Here is a 21,164-nt window from a genome sequence, read left to right on the forward strand (position 1 = left end):
TGCGGGTGTTAACCGGGGCCCCCTCCTATGCCGCAGGCGTTAAGAAGGGGCCCCTCCTTACATCCCTGGGCGGTTGCGCGCGGAGTCGACAATGGTGCGACACTCGCTGTCACCTGGAGGTGACCATGCGCGAACCGGTGACCCGGCCGCGGCCTGCCCGCGAGCAGCTCCCGGCCGGCGGTCTGGAGTTGCTCACCCTGTTGGCCCGGCTGCTGCGCCGGCCACGTCGCGGGGACCGCCGGCTCCCGCTGCTCTGGCTGCTCCGGCCGGCCGACGACGGCGCGGTGGCCGGCCTGCTGCGCCGCTTCGCCGGCCGGGGCGCCGGGCGCCGGGTGCCGCACGCGGTGCTGGACCTGACCGACCGGCCGCCCACCGACGACGTCGCGACCGCGCTGCGCGAGCTGCACCGGCAGCTCTCGCTGGAGGCGTTCGGCGCGCCCCGGCTGCGGTTCCGGCACTATCCGCTCGCCGACTGGCTGATGCAGCAGACGCTCACGGTCGACGTGGACGCCGCGGACAGCGGCCGGGCCTCGCTGGTGCGCCGGCTGCGCGACTGGCGGGGGCGACGCGTCGGCGTCGGCGAGGACCCGCAGGTGGGCGGCGGCTCCGGGCTCGGCACCGCGCTCCAGGTGTTGCTCTGGCTGCTGCGCCGGGCGGTGCCCAGCGTGGTGTTCCGGATCGCGGTCTCCGGGCGGGTGCCCCTGGTCGGCCGGCAGTACCGCTGGTTCATGCGCCAGCAGTATCTCGCGCCCCGGCAGTCGGTGACGTTCCTCGGCTTCGCCGAGCGGCTCACCGCCGGCTGGCGCGACGGCGAACACCCCGCCCAGGTGGAGAAGCTGCTGCTGCACGCGTTCCTGGAGGACCTGCGGCTGGCCTACCGGCGGCGGTTCTGGCGACCGGGGGACTGGCGGCGCACTGCCTACCCGATGGTGCTGCTCGACGGCGTCCGCCCGGACAACGTCGGGCACACGCTGGTCCGGATCTTCGGCGAGGTCCGCAACGAAACCGGCCGCAACGACCCGCTGCTGGTGGTCGCCGTCGCCACCGACCCGCCGCCGGAACCGGCCGCGTCCCGGCCGGTGGCGCAGGCCGAGGAGGCGTACGAGGACTGGGCCGAGGTGCTGCCGGAACGTCGCCGGCTGCGGCGTACCGGCGCCTGGCTGCTGGTGCTGACGGCGGAGGAGGACGCTGCCGGCGTACCCCCTGGGGTTGCCCCGCCGGCGCTGGTGGCGCCGGATCCGCCGTGGTGGGCGCGGCGGTTCCTGCCGGCGGCGGTGGCCCTGGTGCTGCTCGCCGGTGTGGGCGTCTGGGCGCACGGGCGGTGGGCGTCGGACTGCCGGCCCTGGCCCACCGACCGGGTGAGCGTGCGCCTGGTGGGCGGTGAGTGCGTCGGCTACAGCGACACCGCCGGGCAGGTCTTCAACAGTGAGCCCGGCCAGGACCGGCTGCGCGCGGTGCAGCGGCGCATCTTCGCGCAGAACCGGGCCACCGAGGAGGTGTGGCGGCGCAGCGAGCACCGCCGCCCCTACCTGACGCTCGTCTACCTGGGCAGCCTCACCGGCAACCGGACGCGTGCGGACGAGGAGTCCTACGTCTCCGAGCGGGAGGAGCTGGAGGGCATGGCCACCGCCCAGTACGCGCTGCTGAAGGAGTCGGCGGCGGCGGACGACGCGGCGTTGCTGCACATCGTGGTGGCCAACGCCGGCCGGCAGATGCGGCACGCCGACGACGCGGTACGCATGCTGGAGGGGCTGGCCCGCGACGATCCGACCGTGCTCGGCGTGGTCGGGTTGGTGGACAGCCGCGCCAGCACCGCGGCGGCGCTGCGGGAACTCAACCGGGTCGGCCTGCCGGTGCTCGCGCCCACGCTGTCCGCCGACCGGATGGACGAGAACTCCAGCCTCTACCTGGCCATGTCCGCGCCCAACCGGGAGCAGGCCCGGATGGTCGAGGCGTACGCCCGGCAGGTGCTGCGGGTCGGGGAGGCGCACGTCTACTGGACCACCGGCGAGGGCAGCTCGCTCACCGACGACCTCTACGTCGCCACGCTCGTCGACGGCCTGCGGGAACGGTTCGGCACCCGACTGACCCGGCTCGACGAGTGGCGCAGCGGCCGACGACTGACCCAGGAGTGCGGCTACCCCGGCATGCTCTTCTTCGCCGGCCGCTGGTCGGAGTTCGACGGCTTCCTGCGGGCGCTCAAGGAGTGCGGCGCGGACCCGCCCCGGCACCTGGTCGCCGACGACTCGGTGAACCGCTACATGGCCAACCCGGGGCTGCGCGCCAGCGCGCCGGGCAACCTGCCGGTCACGTACGTTTCGAAGGCGTCGTTGGCCACGTGCACCGCGTTGCGGGCCGCGCAGGCCGCCCGCGACGACGCTCGGGGCAGTTTCCTCACCTGGATCGGCGCGGACGACCTGCTCGACCCGCCGCGCTGCCGCGCCGGGACCGGCCCGCCGGTCGGCGAGCGGGTCAGCCTCGCCTACGACGCCGCGATGATGATGGTGCGCGCGCTGGAGAGTCTCGCCGCCCGGCTGCGGCACGCCGACACCGGCCGCCGCTGGGAGCCGCGCGCGGTCAACCCGGTCGGCGTGCACGCCGAGGTGCTGCGACAGAACGCCGCCGGCGGCTACCCGGGGGTCAGCGGCCTGATCCGGTACGCGCCGGACGCCGGCGAGCCGCTCGCCAAGCGCTTGGCGCTGCTGACCGTGGCGAAGGTGCCCGACGTCGGGGCCGCCCCGGTCGAGGTCTTCCACTGTGGCGTCGCCGACGCCGGCCCCGACCCCGGCTGCCGTACCGCGGCCCGGTAGTGAGTGAATCTTGGTGCGGATATATGGAGGTGACGGATGAACGGTGGGGTGCTGGACGGGTTCCACATCGGAGAGCTGCCGGGCGGGATCGGTGAGGCGGTGTCGGACTTCTCCTCCGAGTGGGAGGACGTCAGCTTCGCCACCCGGGTCTGGGAGCGCCAGGTCGAGGACGGCTACCGCGTCGACCTGCGGGTGCACGTGCTCCGGGGCGAGGGTCTCGTCGATCTGGACGCGGTCCGCGAGTTCCTCGCCGAATACCAGGAGCGTGACCCCGCCACCTGGGAGCTTGCCGACTTCACCCACCCCGACGGGCCCGGCCTGATCGGCGACGCGGAGGCGTTCTGGCTCGCCGGACCCGGAGTCGCGGTGAACGTGCTGGCGGACCCGGAGGTGGTGGACGCCGCCGCGCTCCGGTCGATCGCGGTCGGCGTGGTCAGCACCGACCGGTGAACAGGTGAACACATTCCGGCGTTGTCGACCCCGGCGCGACGGGGGAACGGACTAGCATCTCAGGCATGTCCGCTGCTCATGCCTATGAATTCGAGGTTCCCGAGCACTCGCCTGCCCCCACCGAGGCGGTGGATCGGGCGGTTGACGGCAACGTCGTCTACCTCACCCGCAGCGGCCGTCGTGTCGCCGCCGTCGTGCCAGCCGAACGCACCCGGGACGACATCGAGGTGATCGTCAACGGGCTGCTCGCGGTGGTGGAGCCGATCGTCGAGAGCGACCCGGCGAACGGCGAGCGGCTGCTCCAGACCTGGATCGCCAGCGTGCAGGCAGGCCGGGACGACGAACTGGCTCGGGCCATGGTCGAGGCGTTGCAGGACGTGCTCGACGATCTCCGGGAACTGCCCGATGCGGCTGACCGGCTGGCCGCCTATCGGGCCGGCCAGGTGAGCGGCGTCCCGTGGGAGCAGGCCAAGCGGGAGCTTGATCTGTGACGTGGCAGGTGGAGATCGACCGTCCGGCCCTGAAGCAGATAGCGGCTCTCGACAGGCTCTTGCAGCGGCGCATCATGGCGGCGATCGACAAGCTCGGCTTGGATCCCCGACCACCAGGATGCCGCAAAGTGGTGACCACCGACCTCTGGCGAATCCGGGTGGGCGACCATCGGATCAAGTATGCCGTGGTTGATGAGCGCCTCGTGGTGTTCGTCGTCGAGGTGGTGCACCGCAGCCGCGCCTACTGACGCAAGGACCGCGCCGAACGGGTCGAGACCGAGACGCCTCGTTGGAGGACGCTGGCTCGCTCCCGTCACCCGAGCGAGCGCGGTGAGCGCAGCGGTGCCCAGCCGACGAACCGGGCGAACAGCGCCTGCGGGCTCGGCGCCTCATCCGGGTTGAGGCGGTGCAGCTCCGCAGCCGCGTCGTAGAGCTGCCCGTACAGGTGGACGGAGAGGGCGGTGCGGTCGCCCGCGTACTCGGCCAGCAGGGTGAGTCGGGCCTCCGCGCACGGCCACGGGTGGGCGCAGCGCTTGCAGATCCAGAGCGGGCGTACGGGTGCATGCGGTCGGGTCCCGGTGCTCATGCCGGCACCCGCACCCGGGCGGGGGATGGGCCACTGCTGGGTTTGGCGTCCAGCCAGCGCAGCCCCGCCGGCTGCACGAACAGCTCCCGCTTGGCGACCGCCTCGCCCCTGCCGTTCAGCTCGTACGCCTCGATCCACGCCCAACCGTCGAACGTGGAGCGGTCGGCGATCTCGCGAATGACCCGCACGGTGATCGGGCGGCAGAACTGCACGCTCGCCGCACGGTCGAGGCGCAGCAGGTCTCCCGCCCGAATCGGACGAGCGCTCACCGTGGCTCGTCGGGCCTGGTCGCGACGGCCTTGACCAAGCGGACGACCCGGCGCGGCGGGTACGCGAGGAGGATGTCGGCGTCCTCGATGTCCTGGGCCGAGAGGAAGGGTTCGCCGGGGGACGTGTCGTCGGTGCGCTCGCCCATCGGGCCTCCCGTCGGGGTGCGACGTGCGGGGACAGGTACGCACGCTCGGCCGTCCGGGGGATCGGCCGGCCGAGCGCTCTACGCGGTGGGAACGGACCAACTCCGGCTTGCAGACCAAGGAGAAGGTCGTCTCGAACTTTGTCATACCAGTCTGTACAAGTCAACGATGTACTAGTCCGTAGTTGTCCTGACTACCTGGCTGTGATCGAATGGCGGAGCAGACCAGGGAGAAGACATGCCCGCCAAGCCAAAATGGGCGCAGCTCGCGGACCATATCCGAGAGCAGATCGCGTCCGGTCAACTCGCTCCGGGAGACAAGCTCCCCTCGACCTCGCAGCTCCGCGCTGAGCACGGCGTGTCGGCTGGCGTGGTGCGTCAGGCAGTGCTGGTGCTCCAGACGCAGGGGCTCGTCGAAGGCGTTCACGGCCTCGGGGTCTTCGTCTCCGAGCGAGGCGAGTCCGCCTGACGCCTCGCCGGTCGAGTGCCCCAGGTGACTCTGCGTAAGGCACGTGGCATAGAAAGCGTCTCGACGGTATGCCTCTGCGTCATATTTATGCCCGAGTGTCATACCGCCTCTCGGCGATGTCCCCCGCGGAGTGCAAACGTGAACGCCGGACGGGCGAGCGTCTCATGGACCTGGACACGTTCCAGCGCGCGCCGATCTTGCGCTTTCGGCTGGCGGAACGCGGCTCATGTGCCGCTTTGTCGGGGCGGTGAGTGCAAGATCGGCGTGGCCGGGGTGTCGCGGAGGCTGGCCGCGGTGCGGACGACGCTGGCGATCGGGCGGGAGCGGCTGCCGGCGGGCCAGGCGAGCACCGTGGTGATGTGCGGCGCGTCGACGACGGGTACCGCGACGTGCTGTGGCCACTGCCAGGCGCGGCTGGAGGCCGGGATCACCAGCAGCGTCCGGCCGAGCGCGACGAGTTGGGCGAGCTGCGACTGGGTGCGTACCTCCGGGCCCGGCCCCGCCGGATAGGTTCCGTCGAGCCGGGGCCAGCGCGCGATCGGCAGGTCCGGCACGTGCTGGACCTCCGCGAGCGTGAGCCGGTCGCGGGCGGCGAGCGGATGCCCGGCGGGCAGGATCGCTACCTGCCCTTCGGTGACCAGGTCCTCGGTGTCGAATCCGGCCAGGTCGTCGACGGGGCGGTGCATGATCGCCACCTCGGCGCGGCCGGCGCGCAGCAGCCCGGCCTGCTCGCCGACCTCGCACAGCAGGACCTCGACCGGTGGTGCGCCGGGCTCGCCCGCGAGCGCGTCGAGGAGGCGTTGCAGCAGCTCGTGCGAGGCCCCGGCCTTCGTCACGAGCACCAGCGGTCGCGTCGGGGCCCCGGCCCGTCGGGTACGACTCGCGGCGGCCGTCACCGCGTCGAGGACCTTGCCGGCCTCCCTGAGCAGCACCCGGCCGGCGTCGGTGAGGGCCACGCCGCGCCGGTCCCGGTCGAGGAGCCGGACACCGAGGCGGCGCTCCAGTTGCCGGATCGCGCGGGACAGTGGTGGTTGGGCGATCCCGAGCCGGGCGGCGGCGCGCCCGAAGTGCAGCTCCTCGGCGACCGCGACGAAGTATCGCAGCTCGCGGGTCTCCAGATCGTCCACGGATGCAGGCTAACGCGCCGGTGATACCCGCCGGGTATCACCGCGTACCCTGTCGGTCTTGGCCGTCGGGCCGGCGGCCCGCCAGCATGGGTCGGGTGAACGACACGAAGACCGCGCTGGTCACCGGCGCGAACAAGGGCATCGGCTACGCCGTCGCGGCGGGCCTCGGCGCGCTCGGTTTCACGGTCGCGGTGGGGGCCCGCGACGACGCGCGGCGCGCGGAGGCGGTCGGGCGGCTGCGTACCGCCGGGGTCGACGCGTTCGGGGTGGCGCTCGACGTCACCTCCGAGGACAGCGCAGCCGAGGCCGCGGCCACCGTCGAGCGCACGGCCGGACGGCTCGACGTGCTGGTCAACAACGCGGGCATCTCCGGCCGGTACGACGGGGGCGCGCAGGACCCGACGACGCTGGACCTGGACGTCCTGCGTACCGTCCTCGACACGAACGTGTTCGGGGTGGTCCGGGTGACCAACGCGATGCTGCCGCTGCTGCGCCGGGCGCCCGCACCGCGCATCGTCAACATGTCGAGCAACATGGGCTCGCTGACGCTCGCCACCGGCCCGGTCCTGGCGGCATACGCCCCGTCGAAGACGATGCTCAACAGCATCACCACCCAGTACGCCCGCCGGCTCGCCGACACGAACGTCATCGTCAACGCCGCCTGCCCCGGCTGGGTGGCCACCGACTTCACCAACTTCGCCGGGCCGCGTACCCCCGAGCAGGGCGCCGCGATCGCGCTCCGGCTGGCCACCCTGCCCGACGACGGGCCGCGCGGCGGCTTCTTCGACGACAACGGCATCGTTCCGTGGTAGGCATCGACCGGCGGCCCTGGCAAGGCAGTAACCCGGAAGAACGCTAGATCTTGGAAGCGGAAGGCCCTTCTGGGGGCCATTTTCTTCCAAGATTGCCAACGTCGCCAGTCGTTTGTCCGGGCCAGCCGGCGGCACGCAGGGCGGCTCGTAACTGGTCGAGCACCGATTCCGGGTCGTCGCGCAGGGCCCAGGAGGGGAACCGCAGGATGCGGTCGCCCTCGACCCAGAGATCGTTCTGCCGGCGCATGTCCGCCCAGGCGTGCGCCGGGTCGAGGTGCTGTCCGCCGTCCACCTCGACGTGCACCCGCCACTCGTCGAAGTAGGCGTCGAGGTAGCGTCGCCGGCCCGCGGGGTCGCGCCGGCCCACCTGGCGGGTCGGTTCGGGCAGGCCGGCGCGGCGCACGAGGTCGAGCAGGTTCAACTCGCCCAGCGAATGCGCACCGCCGGCCGCGTCCGTGGCGGTGGACAGGAGGAGTCGCCGGCGGCGGACCCGTGGCATCCGACCCAGCGCCTCGTGCAGGTCGTCACCGCCCACCAGCCGCTGCTGGAACGCCGCCGCGACGATCGCCCGGGCCTGCGCGTCGGAAGGTGCCCACTGGGCCGCGTCGATCACCGATCGGGCAGCCGTCGTCCGGGGCGGCTGACCGACCCGCACCACATCCCCGTCGGGCAGGTGGATGGTCCGGTGTGCGCGTACCCCGACCGGCAGCGGAGCGCGACGGCAGGTGGCGGGCAGGAGCAGATGGACGACGCGGTCCGGAAACCCACGCAGCCCGCCTGCCTGGGCGGCGGTGATGCCGCCGAGCAGCGCGGACGGGCCAGCGGCCAGCACTGCGATCCATCGACGCTGGGCGGGACCCACAGGGCCGTTGTGCGCGACGAGAACAGCACGGTGAGCCTGACGCCATCGACCGGTGGCCACCCGGTGCCGGATCGCCTTGCGCGTGAGATGTGCCCGTGCCTGATTGAGGCTGAGCACGTCGTCCTGACGGAACAACAACCAGGCCAACTCGTCCGCGTCGTCCGACGGCAGTGCCCGCCCCATCCCCGCCCACGAATTCCCCACCCCCCAAGGCTGCCGCCCCCAGGACCCGCCGCGCGCCCCCTGTGGACAACGCTCGTAGATCTTGGAAGAAAAGGGCCCCCGGAGGGGCCGATTCCTTCCAAGATCTACAACCTCAGCGGTGCGCGTTGCTCGGCCGGCCCCACGGGCCGGTGATCGCGAAGACGTAGCCGGGGGTCTGGATGTTGGCGAACAGGATCTTCCCGTCCGCGCTGAACGTCGGCCCGGTGAACTCGCTGTCGTTCAGCTCGTTGCGGGCCAGCGCGTACGCCTTGCCCTGCTCGGTGACGCCGACCAGGTGCGACACGCCCTCGCCGTCCTCGGCCAGGATCACCCCGCCGTACGGGGAGACGGTGATGTTGTCCGGCCCGTCGTAGTTGCCGGTGTCGGCCTCCGGGTCGGGGTTCACGCCGAAGATGGTCTTCAGCGTGACGGTCTGCCGCCGCGGGTCGTAGAACCAGACCTGGCCGTCGTGCTCGTTGACGCTGCCGTCGTCGTGGCGGGCGTAGCTGGCCACGAAGTACGCGCCGCCGTCGCCCCACCAGGCGCCCTCCAGCTTGCGGCTGCGGGTCACCTCGTCGTCGGTGAACTGCTTGCGCACGGACACGGTGCGGGCGTCCCGGTCCGGCACCTCCACCCAGTCGACCTGGTAGCGGGTGCCCGGCGTGGTGGCCTCGGACAGGTCGGCCACGTGCCCGTCGCCGCGCCGGCAGCGCATCGCCTCCAGCGTGCCGGCGGTGGCGCCGTCCGGCCGCTGGGCGAGCGCCCGCAGCGCGCCCTTGCCGGCCCGGAAGCCGGGCGGCGGCGTCCACCGGAAGTAGAGCCCGTTCGGGCCGCCGGCGTCCTCGGTCAGGTAGATCGAGTGGGTGTACGGGTCGACCGCCACCGCCTCGTGGGAGTAGCGGCCCAGGAACGTCAGCGCCACCGGGTCGGTGTTGGCGGACCGGTCGTGCGGGTCGACCTCGAAGACGTACCCGTGGTCCCTGAGGAACTGACCGCCGGCCCGCTGCTCGGTCTCCTCGCAGGTCAGCCACGTGCCCCACGGCGTGATGCCGCCGGCGCAGTTGTTGTGCGTGCCGGCCACGCTGACGTATTCGCGCAGCCGCCGGCCGTGCTTGTCCACCTCGATGGTGGTGGTGCCGCCGCGTGCGCCCGGGTCGTAGGTGAGGCCGGGCAGCGCCGGCACCGGGTAGGGCTCGCTGCCGCCGATCTCGTGGTTGTTGACCAGCACCGAGCCGCGCGGGCCGCGGAAGCAGCCGGTGCCGTCGGCGTCGCTCGGGGTCGGCTGCCCCGATTCCAGCAGCGTCGCGCCGGCCTGGGCGACGACGGTGTACGAGAAGCCGGGCGGCAGCGCCAGCAGGCCGGCCGGCTCCGGGACCAGGTCGCCGTAGCCGACCGCGGGCCGGCACGCGGCGCGGGCCGCCGCCGGCCCGGCGATGGCGTCCAGGTTGCCGGCCACCACGATGCCGAGGCCGCCGGCCGCGCCGCCCAGCAGCGACCGCCGGGAGAGGGGTGAGTTGGAGGTCACGTCGTCGCCTTCCTGTGCACTCGAGGTTGCACTGGCAGGCAAGTCGGGTCGCGGGAACGGCGGGCGGCGGGACCGTCGGCGGTGGGGTGAACAGTGGACGAATCCCGGGTGCCGAGCGCCCCGTGCTCCGATGGCGGGCGTCCGTTAGGGTTCCCTCGATCGCAGACGGCGTCGGAGGGCGGACGGTGAACAGGTTCGCGGCGGCGTACCGGCAGGCGGTCGAACGGCACCGGGCGGCGCGGCGCCACTGGGCGGCCGCCGGGCGGCTGCTGGGGGCGGCCGGGCCGGCCCCGGTCGGCAGCCCCGAGCTGGTCGCCCGGCTGGCCCGCCTGGGCGGGGAGCTGGCCGCCGCGGTGCCCGGCACCGCCCGCGTCGCGACCCACCCCGTGCCGGTACGCCTCGGCGAGGCGACCACCGTCGACGGCGTGTTCCCGGTGCTGGTGCCGGTGGGGGCGGGCGCCCACCTGGCGGTCGACGTGGACGCCCGTGACCCGCGCGTCGGCGAGCTGCTGCGCGCCGTGGTGGTCCGGCTGCTCACCGCCGCCCCGGCCGGCGCGGTCCGGGTGGTCGGCATCGACCAGGCCGCGTTCGGGGCGGCGTTCCTGCCGCTGCGCCCGCTGCACGACGCCGGGGTGCTCGGCGCGGCGGCGACCACCGAGGTGGAGACGGCCGCGCTGCTGGACGCCGCGGAACGACACGCGCGTACCGCCCAGCGGGCCGACCCGGAGGACCGGGAGCTGCTCGTGGTGGTCGCCGCGTCGACGCTGCCGGCCCGGGAGCTGGCCCGGCTGGCCGCGCTCACCCACGCCGGCCCGGCCGCGGCGGTCTGCGTGCTGCTGGCCGGCTACGCAGCGGCCGGTCCGGGCGTGTCCGTGCCGCCGCTGGGGGCCACCACCCAGCTCCGGGTCACCGAGCGCTACACGCTCGTCGGTGACCCTCCGGGCCGCCCGTTCAGCGTCGACGGCAGCGGGCTGGCCGCGCCGGTGGTGCTCGACAACGACCCGTCGCACGCGGTGGTGACCGCGTTGGCCCGCCGGCTCGCCGAGGCCGCCGACGACAGCTCGGTCGTCACGTTCGCCGACCTGCTCCCGGCGCGGCGGTGGACCGAGTCGGCCGGCGCCGGCCTGCGCACGGTGCTCGGCCGCGCCGGGAAGAAGCCGCTGACCGTCGCGTTCGACGACGCCACGCCGCACTGGCTGGTCGGTGGGCGTACCGGTGCCGGCAAGACGGTGCTGCTGCTCGACGTGCTCTACGGGCTGGCCGCCCGCTACTCCCCGGCCGAGCTGCGGCTGATGCTGCTCGACTTCAAGGAGGGTGTCAGCTTCACCGAATTCGTGCCGACCCCGCGCGACCCGTCCTGGCTGCCGCACGCCCGCGCGGTCGGCATCGAGTCCGACCGGGAGTACGGCGTGGCCGTGCTCCGGGAGCTGCGCGCCGAGCTGACCCTGCGCGCCGAGCTGCTGAAGCGGCACGGCGTCAGCCGCCTCGCCGACCTGCCGCCCAACGCCCGCCCGCCCCGCGTCGTCACCGTCGTGGACGAGTTCCACGTGCTGTTCGCCGGCAACGACGCGCTGGCCCGACAGGCCGTCGACCTGATCGAGGAGCTGGCCCGCAAGGGCCGCTCGTACGGCCTGCACCTGGTGCTGGCCAGCCAGAGCACCACCGGCATCGAGGCCCTGTACGGCCGGGCCGAGGCCATCTTCGGTCAGTTCCCGCTGCGCATCGCGTTGCCCGGTGGGGACGCCGTGCTGGACCCGCGCAACGACGCCGCGCGGGGGCTCACGGTCGGCGCCGCCGTGGTGAACACCGCCGCCGGCGCGCCCGGTGCGGACACCGAGGTGGACTTCCCGGACGCGCACGCCGCCGCGGCCGACCTCGCGGCGCTGCGCCACGACCTGCACGCGGCCCGCCCGGAGGGCGCCCTGCCGCCGGCGGTGTTCCGTGGCCACGAGACGCCCCGGCTCGCCGACGATCCGGCGTGGGCGGCGCTGACACCCGGCGCCGACCCGCCGTACGCGCTCCTCGGCCGCGTGGTGGACGTCGCCGGCAGCCCGGCCGGCTTCGCGCTCGACGCGAGCCCGGGCCGGCACCTGGCCGTGGTGGGCACCGCCGCGGCCGGCGCGGAGGTGCTCCGCTCGGCCGTCCTGGCGCTGGCCCGGCAGCACGCGCCGGGCACCGCCCGGTTCCTGTTCGCGCCGTTGGCGCCGGGCACCACCGACCTCGCCGACGACCTGGCGATGACGCTGGCCGCCGCCGGTCACCCGGTCCGCCGGCTGGACACCGACGCGCTGCGCGCGCTCCTCGCCGAACTGGCCGGCGACGTGTCCGGGCCGGGCCGCACCTACCTGACGGTGTTCGGGATGGACGCCGCCGCCGGCACGCTGGCCGCCACCGACCCGGGCACGTTCCGCTCCGGGCACGACGACCTGCGCGCGGTGCTGCGGCACGGTCCGGCACGCGGCGTGCACGTGCTCGGCTGGTGGCGGGGGCTGCGCCGGCTCGCCGACGACCTCGGCGGCAGTGGGCACCGCGACGACGTGACCGGGCTGGTCGCGTTGAACGTGCCGGCCGCCGACCTCGGTCTGCACCTCGGCGTGCACGACCTCGCCTACCAGCCGCGCGACGGCCGCGCCCTGCTGGTCGACCGGCACGAGCACCGGACCGCCCTGATCGTGCCGTTCGCCCCCGAGAGCGACAACCCATGAGTGGATTCGACGAGTACGCGGCCCTGATCCGGGAGCTGTCCACCCGGCAGCGGGGCGGGGAGCGGGCCATCGCCGCCGAGGCGGAGCGCCGGCGTGGCCTCCAGTCCGGGGTGGACGAGGTCGGGCGACGGCTGGCCGCGCAGGGGGAGCGCCTGGACCGGCTCGGGCAGGCGGTCGGCGTACCGATGGGGTCGGTTCCGGACGCGGCGGCCGGTACGCCCGCCGGGCCGGGAAGCGACCCGGCGGCGGAGCTGGCGGCGGCCGGGCGGCTGGCCGACGAGGCGGACCGGCACGGGCAGGAGGCGGAGGCGTTGGCGCGGCGGCCGGTGCTGCTGCCCACCTGGTCCGCGCCGGCCCGGGCGGTCGCGGTGTACGCCGGGTGCGCGCTCGTCGGCTCGGTGTTCATGCTGATCGCGCTGCTCGGTTCGCCGTTGCCGGTGTCCGGGATGGACCTGGTCGCGGCGCTGTCCTGCGCCGGCGTGCCGTTGCTGTCGTTCGTGGCCGGTCAGGTCGTGCTGGCCCGCTGGGGCCGCCCCGCGCTGCCCGACCCCGAGACCCCGGCCGGCCGGTACGTCCCGATGGGCTTCGTGATCTGCGCCCTGGTCTCCCCGTCCCTGTTCTGCCTCTACCTGATCCTCTTCCGCCTCCTCCGCTAACCCCCACCCCACCCCACCCCACCCCGCCCCCACCCCGCCCACCCCGCCCCGCGATCTTGCAGTTTCGGCCCGGGTGATGCGTCTTTCGTGGCTTTTGTCGGGGCGGCAAGTGCAAGATCGCGGAGGTGGGTGGGGCGGGGGTGGGGCGGTAGGGTTGGGGGGGTTGGGCGGGGTGATGTGGGGAGGGCTTGTGAGTGCGGCGGAGGTCATTGCCAGGCTGGCGGCGGCGGCCCGGAAGCTGGACGAGGCGAAGGCCCGTACGGCCGCTGCCGCGCAGGACGCGGCCGAGGCGCGGGCGTTGGTGGCCGGCGCGCTCGAAGGCGCGACGGCGGGGCCGCTGATCGGGGTGATCGACGCCTACCGGCAGGCGCTCGCCCAGGCCGCGCAGGGCGGCGAGCCGGCCCGCCAGCACGTCCAGGAGACCATCGCGAAGGTCCAGGCGCTGGGGAACTGACCGGCCGGGGCGGGCGTCACGGGTCGGTCAGCAGCAGCCAGTCGTCGTCGCGGCGGGTGACGGCGGTGCCGGGCGGCCAGACGTGGCTGACCGATGTCGAGGCGCGGGCCTGGTCGACCAGTGCCCGGCGGGCCAGTGTCGCGCCCTCGAAGCGGGCCCGCCCGTGGAACACGGCCCGGCCGAAGTTGGCCGCGCCCTCGAAGCGGGCGCCCTCGAACCAGGCCTCCGCGCCGAACTCGGTCCAGCGGAACAACGCCATGTCGGCGAAGCGCGCCCGGTGGAAGCCGGCGTACCCGACGAACGTGGTGTGCTCCATGGACACCCCGCCGAGGAAGACCGTTTCCCGGAAGCTGGCGCTGTCGGTGAACCTGGCCCGGTCGAAGCTGATCGGCTGCCGCACCGTGGCGTCCCGGAACGAGACCGGTCCGAGGCTCGCGCCCCGGCAGGACAGCGCGCCGCCGAGGTCGGCCCGCTCGAAGCTCACCCGACCGGTGAGGCGGGCGTCGTCGAGGACGATCTCGGCGTCGCCGGTGAGGTCGTCGAGGACGACGTCGGCGAACTCGGCGGTCAGCCGCAGCCGGCCGTGCGTGACCGCGCCGGCGAAGCTGGTGGTGCCGGTGCAGACCGCGCCGGTGAGGTCGAGGTCCACGAGCGTGCAGCCGGCGGCGTCGAAGTTGTCCAGCCGGGCGCCGGTCAGGTCCAGCGGGATGCCCGGCCACCAGCCGTCCTGGTCCGCGCGCAGGTGCCGGGTCAGCATCCGTTGCGCGGTCCGCCGCACCTCGGTCTCGCGCCTGTCGTCGGGCGCCGGCATCCGCAGGTACGCGCAGATCACCGCCACGGTTGTCGGGCGCTGCGCCGGGTTGTCCTGACCGAGCCGTTCCAGGGCGTGCAGGCCGCCGAGGCGGACCGCCGGGTGGTCGCTGCCGATCAGCTCGATGGCCCGGACGTACAGCTCGGTGAGCCGCCGTTCGGCGGCGTCGTGCTCGGCGGCGGTGGCCTGCCGGTCCTGGTGGCGGGCGGCGGTCTCGGCGACCACTTCGGCGTGCGCCTGCACCCGGTCGCGGTGCGTCTGGTCGCGGGCGGCGACGGACTCCTGGTGCCGCTGGCCGCGTTCGCTGATCCACTGTCGACGGGCGGCGAACAGCAGCGCCACCCCGCCGCCGGTGCCGGCGACCACGGTGAGGCCGGTGCGGATGGCGTCGACGCGCAGCGTGGCCCGGGTGTCGGGTTGACCGGCCCGGTCGGCCTCGGCGAGCAGCCAGTCCAGCACCAGCCAGCCGAGCAGCACGGCCAGCAACAGCCCGAGCAGCGCCGACCACCAGGGCATCACCCGCAGCGGCTTCTCCGGCGGCGGTGGTGGTGGTGGGGTGGACACGGCGCCCAGCATGCCATCGCGGCCCCGGTCGGTGGGGGGCGCCGGCCCCGTCCCGAATGCCGGTTCGTGCGCCAGGTGGAACAACTGGTTACCGGCGCGTAACTTTTCATTGACGTGTGTGAAATCAGACACGCATCATCGTTCCCACGATCGATCGGACCCCACCCGCCCCGCCCGGTTCCCGCCGGGTGCCCCTCCCATCGGAGGTGCAGCCCATGCTGCTCCGAACGATCCTGGCCGCCACCGTCACCGCCACCGCGCTGCTCGTCCCGGCCACCGCCGCCCACGCCGCCGCGCCACCCGCCGCGCCGGGCGCGGTCACCGCCCCCGCCGCCCCGGCCAGCACCGTCACCGCCGCCGAGCGGGCCGCCGCCGCGGCGGCCGACCCGGTGATCGTGGTCGGCGGCCTGATCGGCGTCTCCATCGCGTACGAGCCGATCGCCGCCCGGCTGCGCGCCGACGGCTACCGGGTCTCCATCTACCAGCTGCCGAACCTCGGCTTCGGCGACATCCGCGAATCCGCCCGGGCCCTGTCGTCCTACGTGGACCAGGTCCGCGCCGCCACCGGCGCGAGCCGGGTGGACCTGGTCACCCACTCCGAGGGCGGGCTGGTGAGCCGCTGGTACGTGAAGTTCCTCGGCGGCGCCGCCGCGGTCGACCAGTACGTCAGCCTCGGCAGCCCGCAGTACGGCACGTACGTCGCCAACATCCTCGCCGTCGTCGGGCTGGGCAGTTGCGCCGGCATCGTGGCCTGCCAGCAGATGACCATCGGGTCGAGCTTCCTGGCCGACCTGAACGCCGGCGACGACACCCCGGGGCCGGTCCGCTGGACCACGCTGCGCACCTGGCAGGACGAGCTGGTGCGGCCGGTCGACAACGCGGTGCTCGCCGACGGCGCGACGAACGTGCTGGTGCAGGCGTGGTGCCCGCTACGGGTGGTCGGCCACCTCGGTCTGGTGCTCGACGGCACCACCTACACGGCGGTGCGGCAGGCGTTGGCCGGCGCCGCGATCCGGCCCAACTGTTTCGCGGTCTGAGCCGGCCCGGGCCCGCCCCCGGGTGGGCCCGGCCCGACCGCGCTCACCCCCGGATCAGGTCGGCGGCCCGCCAGGCCAGCGCCGTCACCGGCGCGCTGGTCCAGCCCGCCACCATCGCCGGCAGCACCGACGCGTCCACCACCCGCAGCCCGTCGACGCCGCGTACCCGCAGCTCGGGGTCGACCACGTGATCGTCGTCCGCGCCCATGGCGCAGGTGCCGACCGCGTGATAGCCGCAGTAGCCGTGCGCCACCGCCGCCTCGACGATCTCCTCGTCGGTCCGCGTCGTCAGGCCGGGCACGGTCTCGACCTGGAGCCGCTTGGCGATCGGCCCGGTGGCGAAGAACTCCCGCATCCGGCGGAACAGGTCCACCGCCGTCCGTCGGTCCTGGTCGGTGGTCAGGTAGTTCGCCACGATCGCCGGCGGGACGCGCGGATCGGCGTCGGTGACGGTGAGGCTGCCCTCGCTGTCCGGCCGGGTCACCGTGCCCAGGCACATCACGCCCGGCTCCCGCTCCAGCTCCAGCGCCCGGCCGGGGCGGGGCGGGGCGGCCGAGAACGGCGCCATCAGCAGGTGGCCGTCCGGCCGGTCCAGATCGGGCCGGGACTTCACGTGCGCCGCGACGTCGAGCACCGGCAGCGCCAACGGCCCGCCCCGGGTGAGCAGCCAGCGCAGCGTGGCGCCGGCCTGCCCGAGCGGGCTCGCCAGCCGGGCGTTGTAGCCGCCCGGCTCGGCGAGCCGGTACTGCAACGCGATCGACCGGTGCTCCCGCAGGCCGGCGCCCACCCGGGGGCGGTCGAGCAGCACCGGCACGCCGGCCGCGCGCAGCGTGTCGGCCGGCCCGATGCCGGAGACCTGCAACAGCGCCGGGGTGGCCAGCGCGCCGGCGGCGAGGACCACCGCCCCGGCCGCCCGGTGCTCGACCTCCCGGCCCCGGTGCGCCACCCGTACGCCGACCGCCCGGCCGCCCTCGACCAGCACGCGCAGCACCACGGCGTCGACCACGACGGTCAGGTTCGGTCGGCGCCGCGCCGGGTGCAGGAACGCGTCGGCGGCGCTGACCCGACGGCCGGCGTGGATGGTCGCGGTCGGGTAGCCGATCCGCTCGTCGTCGTCGGCGTCCAGGTCGTCCACCCGACGCCAGCCCAGCTCGACGCCGGTCGCCACCATCTCCTCGGCGAGCGGGTCGGTGCCGGTGGCGACGGAGAGCCGCACCGGCCCGCCGACGCCCCGGTGCGGCGCCGGCCCCAGCGGATGGTCCTCCACCCGCTGGAACACCTGCCGCATCGTCGACCAGCCCCAGCCCAGCGGCGCCAGCGTGTCCCAGTCCCGGGGCGCGCCGCGGCTCCAGATCATGCCGTTGACCGACGTCGAGCCGCCGATCATCCGGCCGCGCTGCCACGTCTCGCGCCGGCCCGGCCCGGTCGCCGCCGGGTAGTGCCAGGCGGTACGCGGGTCGTCCATCAGCCGGGAGAACGCCTTCGGCACCCGCACGAACGGGCTACGGTCCCAGCCGCCCGCCTCGACCAGCAGCACCCGGGTGCCCGGGTCCTCGGTCAGCCGGTCGGCCAGCACACACCCGGCCGCGCCGGCGCCGACCACGACGTAATCGAATTCCACCACTGACAGGACCCCCACTCGCGAGAATCCTTCTGACAGTAGTTTCTCGATCACCGTTGGCAAGTGTCGGGTTTCAGGCCGCCTTCGCCAGCGCCTCGTACTCGTCGTCGGTCAGCTCAACCTCGGCCGCCGCGATGTTCTCCTCCAGGTGCGCCACCGACGACGTACCCGGAATCGGCAGCATCACCGGCGACCGGCGCAACAGCCACGCCAGGGCGAGCTGCGCGGGGCTGGCGCCGTGCCCGGTCGAGATCGCGTCCAGCGGACCGCCCGGCCGGGCCAGGTTGCCGGTGGCGATCGGGAACCAGGGGATGAACGCCAGGTCGTTGCGCTCGCAGTGGGTCAGCACGTCCTCGGCGCTGCGGTCGGCCAGGTTGTAGAGGTTCTGCACGGACACGATCGGGGTGATCGCCCGCGCCGCCTCGATCTGCTCCACCGTCACCTCGGAGAGCCCGATGTGCCGGATCTTGCCCTCCTGCTTGAGCAGCGCCAGCTCACCGAGCTGGTCGGCGAGTGGCACCTGCGCGTCGATCCGGTGCAGCTGGTAGAGCGGGATCGCCTCCAGGCCCAGGTGGCGCAGGCTCAGCTCGCACTGCTGGCGCAGGTACTCCGGGCGCCCCACCGGCCGCCAGTCGCCCGGGCCGGAACGGGTCAGCCCGGCCTTGGTGGCGATCACCAGGTCGTCGGCGTACGGGTGCAGCGCCTCCCGGATCAGCAGCTCGCTCACGAACGGCCCGTACGAGTCGGCGGTGTCGATGAACGTCACCCCCAGCTCGTACGCGCGGCGCAGCACCCGCACCGCCTCCGCCGGGTCCTTCGGGTCGCCCCAGACGCCCGGGCCGGTGAGCTGCATCGCCCCGTAGCCGAGACGGTCGACCCGCAGGTCACCGCCGATCCGGTAGCTGCCCGACGCCTTGGCGGGCTGGTTGCTGGTGGCCATCATGGTCCTCCTGAGATGAGTGGTCCGCCGACCGGAGGATCATTCCCCGAACCGGGCCGCCGAAGCCTGCTCAGCCGAGGTGTCGCAACACCACCAGCGCCTGGTCGTCCTCCGAGCCGGCCAGGTCGTGCAGGAGCGCGTCCGCGATCGCCTCGACCGGCTCGTCCCGCACCGCGGTCAGCGACCGGTGCAGCGCCGCGACGCCCTCGTCGTACGGCCGGCCGCGCCGCTCCACCAGCCCGTCGGTGTACGCGACCAGCACGTCCCCGGGACGGAACGCGACAGTGGTGATCGTCATCGGCCGGTCGACCATGCCCAGCGGCATCGCGTTGGCGGTCTGCACGGTGCGCGGCGGTCGCCCGGCCGGCAGCACCACCGGGTGCGGGTGCCCGGCCCGGGCCACGTGCGCCACGCGGGCCGCCGGATCGACCACCACGACCAGGCAGGTGCCCAGGAACCCGACGCCGAGCAGCTCGGTGAGCCGGAGGAACACCTCCTCCAGCGGCACGCCCATCCGGATCAGCGTGTTCAGCACGGTACGCAACTGGGCCATGTCGGCGGCGGCCTCGACCTGGTGCCCGACCACGTCACCGACCACCACGGCCAGCCGGTCGCCGTCCTGCCGGACCAGGTCGTACCAGTCGCCGCCGAGGTGCAGGCCGCTCATCGCCGGCCGGTAGCGGGTGGCCACCTCCAGGCACCTCGGCGTGGTCAGCGAGGAACTGCGCAGCCGGCCGGCCAGCCGGGTCACCAGGTTGTGCTCGGCGGCGGCCAACCGGACCCGTTCCAGCGTCTGCTCGCACAGGTCGGCGACGGTGTCCAGCAGCGCCAGGTCGCTGTCCCGCAGCGGGCGCTCCCGCCGCCAGCCGAAGCCCAGCGCGGCGATCGGGCGGCGCTCGGCGCCGAACAGCGGCAGCGCCACGGTGGTCACCATGCCGTGCCGGCCGACCGCATCGGGCAGGCCGGGGAACCGGGAGGCGAAGTCGGCGCGGTCGCGCAGCACGATGCGTTCCCCGTGGCGCAGCGCGCGGACGATCGGGCGCGGGTCGTCGACGGTCAGGTCGCGGAACGTGGCGGCCAGCTCGCCCGGCACATCGTCGTGGTACCAGAGCCGGACCCGGCGGCCCTCGTCCCGCATGGCCAGGCCGGGCAGCTCCGCGCCGAACGCGGTGGTGGCGGCGTCCAGGATCACCGCGATCGCCTCGGTGGTGGACCGGGTCATGCTCAACCGGGCCGCGAACCCGGCCATCGCCTGCGCCGACCCGGTCAGCTCGGCCCGTTGCAGCGCCTGACTGCACAGCGCGGCCACCGCGTCGAGGAGACTGTGCAGCGCCTCGTCGTCGGCGACCGGGTCGGCCCAGCGCACCTCCAGCACGCCGAGCGCACCGCCGTCGCCGTCCCGCAACGGCAGGCAGACGCCGGTGGCCCGGCCGTCGCCCAGCGGCAGCGCCGCGTTCTCGCGTACCGCCCGGGCCAGCGGGACGTCGGCGTCGACCGGCAGCCGCTCGGGCGACGCGCCGGCGCCGGCCACGTCGAGCATGGTTCGGCCGGGCAGGGCGATCGCCACCCGCAGCGTGGTGGCGTCCACCACGGCCGGGGCCACCGTGGTCACCACCTCGACGATGGCGTCCCGGCCCCGGGCCGAGCTGAGCGCGCCGGCCAGCCGGGCGAGCGCCTCGGCCCGCCGCAGCGCCTGCTCCGACCGGACGCGGAACAGCCGCAGCTCGGCGCGGGCGGCCGCCAGTTCGGCGCGGGCGGCGTCGAGTTCGGCGCGGGCGGCGGCCGGTTCGGCGGGGTCGGCCGATCGCGGGGTCTCCGTCCCGTCGCGCTCCGTGATCGCCCTGCCCGCGTCCCCGCCGGTGGTGTCGAGGACGTCCGGCCACCGGGCGTCGTCGGGTCCGGTGCTGCTCACCCGGGACCTCCGCTCGGGCGTGGACGTCGGCAGTACCCGAAACGTACCAGCGGCCCGCCCTGGCGGCGATCGTCACGCCGTCCGGTCGGGGCCCTGTCCACGGGCGAGCGCGTCCACCGCGGCGAGATCCCCGGCCGGCGTGTCCGCCAGCGCCAGGTCGTGGAGGAACCGCACCCACACCGGCTCGATGCCCGGCGCGTCGGCGAACAGTTCCGCGGTGAGGCGTCCGCTCGCGTACGCCACCGTGCGCCGGACGAGGCCCTGGACCTCGTCCGGGGTGTGCCACCGGACCTCGCGGGCCGCCGCCGGATCCGGCCGGAGGGTTCCGGCGACCACCGCCCGGTAGAGGAACCAGTGGTGGCCCGTGCCCCGCGGGCCGGCCGGCCGGCGGCAGGCGTTGGGCAGCCAACCCTCCGCCACGAGGTCAAGCGTCCGGACGGTCAGGCCCACCTCTTCGGCGACCTCCTGGCGGGCCGCGTCGGCCGGGGTGCCGTGGTCGTCCACGTGACCGGCGACCGGGGCGATGCCCACCGGCGGGGTGGCCCGGCGCAGCAGCAACAGCCGCCCGGCCGGATCGGCGATCAGCACGCCGACGCTCGTGTTGTCGCAGCGGCGCGGCGGGCCGGCGACCGGCGGCGGGTCACCCCGGTGATTCGTCATCTCTTATCCGATCCACTGTCGCAAGTCAATGCTTGCGTGCGATTCAATTCGGTATA

21 protein-coding genes are annotated in these 21,164 nt (G+C 74.4%); 10 read left to right on the forward strand and 11 right to left on the reverse strand.

What is annotated here, in order from left to right:
* The first annotated feature begins 125 nt into the window (after positions 1–125).
* From ACLQ2W_RS20565 to ACLQ2W_RS20580, 4 genes are all read left to right on the forward strand, one after another.
* The gene (locus ACLQ2W_RS20565; protein WP_425787798.1) at positions 126–2,810 is read left to right on the forward strand and encodes a hypothetical protein; all 2,685 of its coding nucleotides are present in this window, start codon (positions 126–128) and stop codon (positions 2,808–2,810) included.
* 36 nt (positions 2,811–2,846) lie between these two features.
* Positions 2,847–3,260: a hypothetical protein gene (locus tag ACLQ2W_RS20570; RefSeq protein ID WP_425787799.1), complete on the forward strand. Its 414-nt coding sequence runs from the start codon at positions 2,847–2,849 to the stop codon at positions 3,258–3,260.
* A 65-nt stretch (positions 3,261–3,325) separates the two neighbouring features.
* Positions 3,326–3,751 carry a hypothetical protein gene (locus tag ACLQ2W_RS20575; RefSeq protein ID WP_425787800.1) on the forward strand — a complete coding sequence of 142 codons (426 nt, stop codon included), beginning with the start codon at positions 3,326–3,328 and terminating at the stop codon, positions 3,749–3,751.
* On the forward strand, positions 3,748–3,999 hold the full coding sequence (locus tag ACLQ2W_RS20580) for a type II toxin-antitoxin system RelE family toxin (RefSeq protein ID WP_425787801.1): 252 nt from the start codon (positions 3,748–3,750) through the stop codon (positions 3,997–3,999). The genes ACLQ2W_RS20575 and ACLQ2W_RS20580 overlap by 4 nt, the downstream gene beginning before the upstream one ends.
* A 65-nt stretch (positions 4,000–4,064) precedes the next feature.
* Here ACLQ2W_RS20580 and ACLQ2W_RS20585 read toward each other — a convergent pair whose 3' ends face one another.
* From ACLQ2W_RS20585 to ACLQ2W_RS20595, 3 genes are read right to left on the reverse strand one after another with little or no spacing between them, the layout of a single operon-like run.
* Positions 4,065–4,337 carry a hypothetical protein gene (locus tag ACLQ2W_RS20585; protein WP_425787802.1) on the reverse strand — a complete coding sequence of 91 codons (273 nt, stop codon included), beginning with the start codon at positions 4,335–4,337 and terminating at the stop codon, positions 4,065–4,067.
* Entirely contained in the window at positions 4,334–4,606 is a 273-nt protein-coding gene (locus ACLQ2W_RS20590; protein WP_425787803.1) for a hypothetical protein, read from the reverse strand. The genes ACLQ2W_RS20585 and ACLQ2W_RS20590 overlap by 4 nt, the downstream gene beginning before the upstream one ends.
* A complete protein-coding gene (locus tag ACLQ2W_RS20595) occupies positions 4,603–4,752 on the reverse strand; it encodes a hypothetical protein (protein ID WP_425787804.1) in 150 nt (49 codons plus the stop codon). Before ACLQ2W_RS20595 ends, ACLQ2W_RS20590 begins: the two co-directional genes overlap by 4 nt.
* 235 nt (positions 4,753–4,987) lie before the next feature.
* Between ACLQ2W_RS20595 and ACLQ2W_RS20600 the strand changes: the two genes are divergently transcribed.
* Positions 4,988–5,218, forward strand: coding sequence for a winged helix-turn-helix domain-containing protein (locus ACLQ2W_RS20600; RefSeq protein ID WP_425787805.1), 231 nt, complete (start codon positions 4,988–4,990; stop codon positions 5,216–5,218).
* A 224-nt stretch (positions 5,219–5,442) separates the two neighbouring features.
* Here the strand turns inward: ACLQ2W_RS20600 and ACLQ2W_RS20605 are convergent, their stop codons facing one another.
* Complete coding sequence (locus tag ACLQ2W_RS20605) at positions 5,443–6,336, reverse strand: LysR family transcriptional regulator (RefSeq protein WP_425787883.1); 894 nt, start codon at positions 6,334–6,336, stop codon at positions 5,443–5,445.
* A gap of 95 nt (positions 6,337–6,431) precedes the next feature.
* On the opposite strand from ACLQ2W_RS20605, the gene ACLQ2W_RS20610 reads away from it, so the two are divergent.
* Complete coding sequence (locus tag ACLQ2W_RS20610; protein ID WP_425787806.1) at positions 6,432–7,157, forward strand: SDR family oxidoreductase; 726 nt, start codon at positions 6,432–6,434, stop codon at positions 7,155–7,157.
* Positions 7,158–7,200: 43 nt separating this feature from the next.
* Here the strand turns inward: ACLQ2W_RS20610 and ACLQ2W_RS20615 are convergent, their stop codons facing one another.
* Positions 7,201–8,223 carry an endonuclease domain-containing protein gene (locus tag ACLQ2W_RS20615; protein ID WP_425787807.1) on the reverse strand — a complete coding sequence of 341 codons (1,023 nt, stop codon included), beginning with the start codon at positions 8,221–8,223 and terminating at the stop codon, positions 7,201–7,203.
* Positions 8,224–8,335: 112 nt separating this feature from the next.
* Positions 8,336–9,748, reverse strand: coding sequence for an alkaline phosphatase PhoX (locus ACLQ2W_RS20620; RefSeq protein WP_425787808.1), 1,413 nt, complete (start codon positions 9,746–9,748; stop codon positions 8,336–8,338).
* A 185-nt stretch (positions 9,749–9,933) separates the two neighbouring features.
* Here ACLQ2W_RS20620 and ACLQ2W_RS20625 point away from each other — a divergent pair, with 185 nt between their 5' ends.
* The 3 genes from ACLQ2W_RS20625 to ACLQ2W_RS20635 all read left to right on the forward strand — a co-directional run bounded on the left by ACLQ2W_RS20625 (position 9,934) and on the right by ACLQ2W_RS20635 (position 13,563).
* The gene (locus ACLQ2W_RS20625; RefSeq protein WP_425787809.1) at positions 9,934–12,453 is read left to right on the forward strand and encodes an FtsK/SpoIIIE domain-containing protein; all 2,520 of its coding nucleotides are present in this window, start codon (positions 9,934–9,936) and stop codon (positions 12,451–12,453) included.
* On the forward strand, positions 12,450–13,109 hold the full coding sequence (locus tag ACLQ2W_RS20630; protein ID WP_425787810.1) for a hypothetical protein: 660 nt from the start codon (positions 12,450–12,452) through the stop codon (positions 13,107–13,109). Before ACLQ2W_RS20625 ends, ACLQ2W_RS20630 begins: the two co-directional genes overlap by 4 nt.
* 190 nt (positions 13,110–13,299) lie before the next feature.
* Positions 13,300–13,563, forward strand: coding sequence for a DUF6244 family protein (locus ACLQ2W_RS20635; RefSeq protein WP_107157547.1), 264 nt, complete (start codon positions 13,300–13,302; stop codon positions 13,561–13,563).
* Between the two features lie 16 nt (positions 13,564–13,579).
* On the opposite strand, the gene ACLQ2W_RS20640 is transcribed toward ACLQ2W_RS20635, so the two are convergent.
* Positions 13,580–14,938, reverse strand: coding sequence for a pentapeptide repeat-containing protein (locus ACLQ2W_RS20640; RefSeq protein ID WP_425787811.1), 1,359 nt, complete (start codon positions 14,936–14,938; stop codon positions 13,580–13,582).
* A 215-nt stretch (positions 14,939–15,153) separates the two neighbouring features.
* Between ACLQ2W_RS20640 and ACLQ2W_RS20645 the strand changes: the two genes are divergently transcribed.
* On the forward strand, positions 15,154–15,975 hold the full coding sequence (locus tag ACLQ2W_RS20645; protein ID WP_425787812.1) for a lipase family alpha/beta hydrolase: 822 nt from the start codon (positions 15,154–15,156) through the stop codon (positions 15,973–15,975).
* A 43-nt stretch (positions 15,976–16,018) separates the two neighbouring features.
* Here ACLQ2W_RS20645 and ACLQ2W_RS20650 read toward each other — a convergent pair whose 3' ends face one another.
* From ACLQ2W_RS20650 to ACLQ2W_RS20665, 4 genes are all read right to left on the reverse strand, one after another.
* On the reverse strand, positions 16,019–17,599 hold the full coding sequence (locus ACLQ2W_RS20650) for a GMC family oxidoreductase (RefSeq protein WP_425787813.1): 1,581 nt from the start codon (positions 17,597–17,599) through the stop codon (positions 16,019–16,021).
* Positions 17,600–17,669: 70 nt separating this feature from the next.
* Complete coding sequence (locus tag ACLQ2W_RS20655) at positions 17,670–18,536, reverse strand: aldo/keto reductase (RefSeq protein WP_425787814.1); 867 nt, start codon at positions 18,534–18,536, stop codon at positions 17,670–17,672.
* Positions 18,537–18,606: 70 nt separating this feature from the next.
* Positions 18,607–20,448: a PP2C family protein-serine/threonine phosphatase gene (locus ACLQ2W_RS20660; protein ID WP_425787815.1), complete on the reverse strand. Its 1,842-nt coding sequence runs from the start codon at positions 20,446–20,448 to the stop codon at positions 18,607–18,609.
* Positions 20,449–20,520: 72 nt separating this feature from the next.
* Positions 20,521–21,108, reverse strand: a complete 588-nt coding sequence (locus ACLQ2W_RS20665; RefSeq protein WP_425787816.1) for an NUDIX hydrolase — start codon at positions 21,106–21,108, stop codon at positions 20,521–20,523.
* Between the last annotated feature and the right edge of the window lie 56 nt (positions 21,109–21,164).

The sequence above is a fragment of the Micromonospora sp. DT227 genome (assembly GCF_049841835.1).
GTDB lineage: Bacteria > Actinomycetota > Actinomycetes > Mycobacteriales > Micromonosporaceae > Micromonospora.

Coding starts and splice junctions, on each gene's coding strand:
- ACLQ2W_RS20565 (WP_425787798.1), top strand. CDS start 126: ATGCGCGAACCGGTGACCCGGCCGCGGCCTGCCCGCGAGCAGCTCCCG.
- ACLQ2W_RS20570 (WP_425787799.1), top strand. CDS start 2,847: ATGAACGGTGGGGTGCTGGACGGGTTCCACATCGGAGAGCTGCCGGGC.
- ACLQ2W_RS20575 (WP_425787800.1), top strand. CDS start 3,326: ATGTCCGCTGCTCATGCCTATGAATTCGAGGTTCCCGAGCACTCGCCT.
- ACLQ2W_RS20585 (WP_425787802.1), bottom strand. CDS start 4,337: ATGAGCACCGGGACCCGACCGCATGCACCCGTACGCCCGCTCTGGATC.
- ACLQ2W_RS20595 (WP_425787804.1), bottom strand. CDS start 4,752: ATGGGCGAGCGCACCGACGACACGTCCCCCGGCGAACCCTTCCTCTCG.
- ACLQ2W_RS20600 (WP_425787805.1), top strand. CDS start 4,988: ATGCCCGCCAAGCCAAAATGGGCGCAGCTCGCGGACCATATCCGAGAG.
- ACLQ2W_RS20610 (WP_425787806.1), top strand. CDS start 6,432: ATGGGTCGGGTGAACGACACGAAGACCGCGCTGGTCACCGGCGCGAAC.
- ACLQ2W_RS20630 (WP_425787810.1), top strand. CDS start 12,450: ATGAGTGGATTCGACGAGTACGCGGCCCTGATCCGGGAGCTGTCCACC.
- ACLQ2W_RS20645 (WP_425787812.1), top strand. CDS start 15,154: ATGCTGCTCCGAACGATCCTGGCCGCCACCGTCACCGCCACCGCGCTG.
- ACLQ2W_RS20655 (WP_425787814.1), bottom strand. CDS start 18,536: ATGGCCACCAGCAACCAGCCCGCCAAGGCGTCGGGCAGCTACCGGATC.
- ACLQ2W_RS20665 (WP_425787816.1), bottom strand. CDS start 21,108: ATGACGAATCACCGGGGTGACCCGCCGCCGGTCGCCGGCCCGCCGCGC.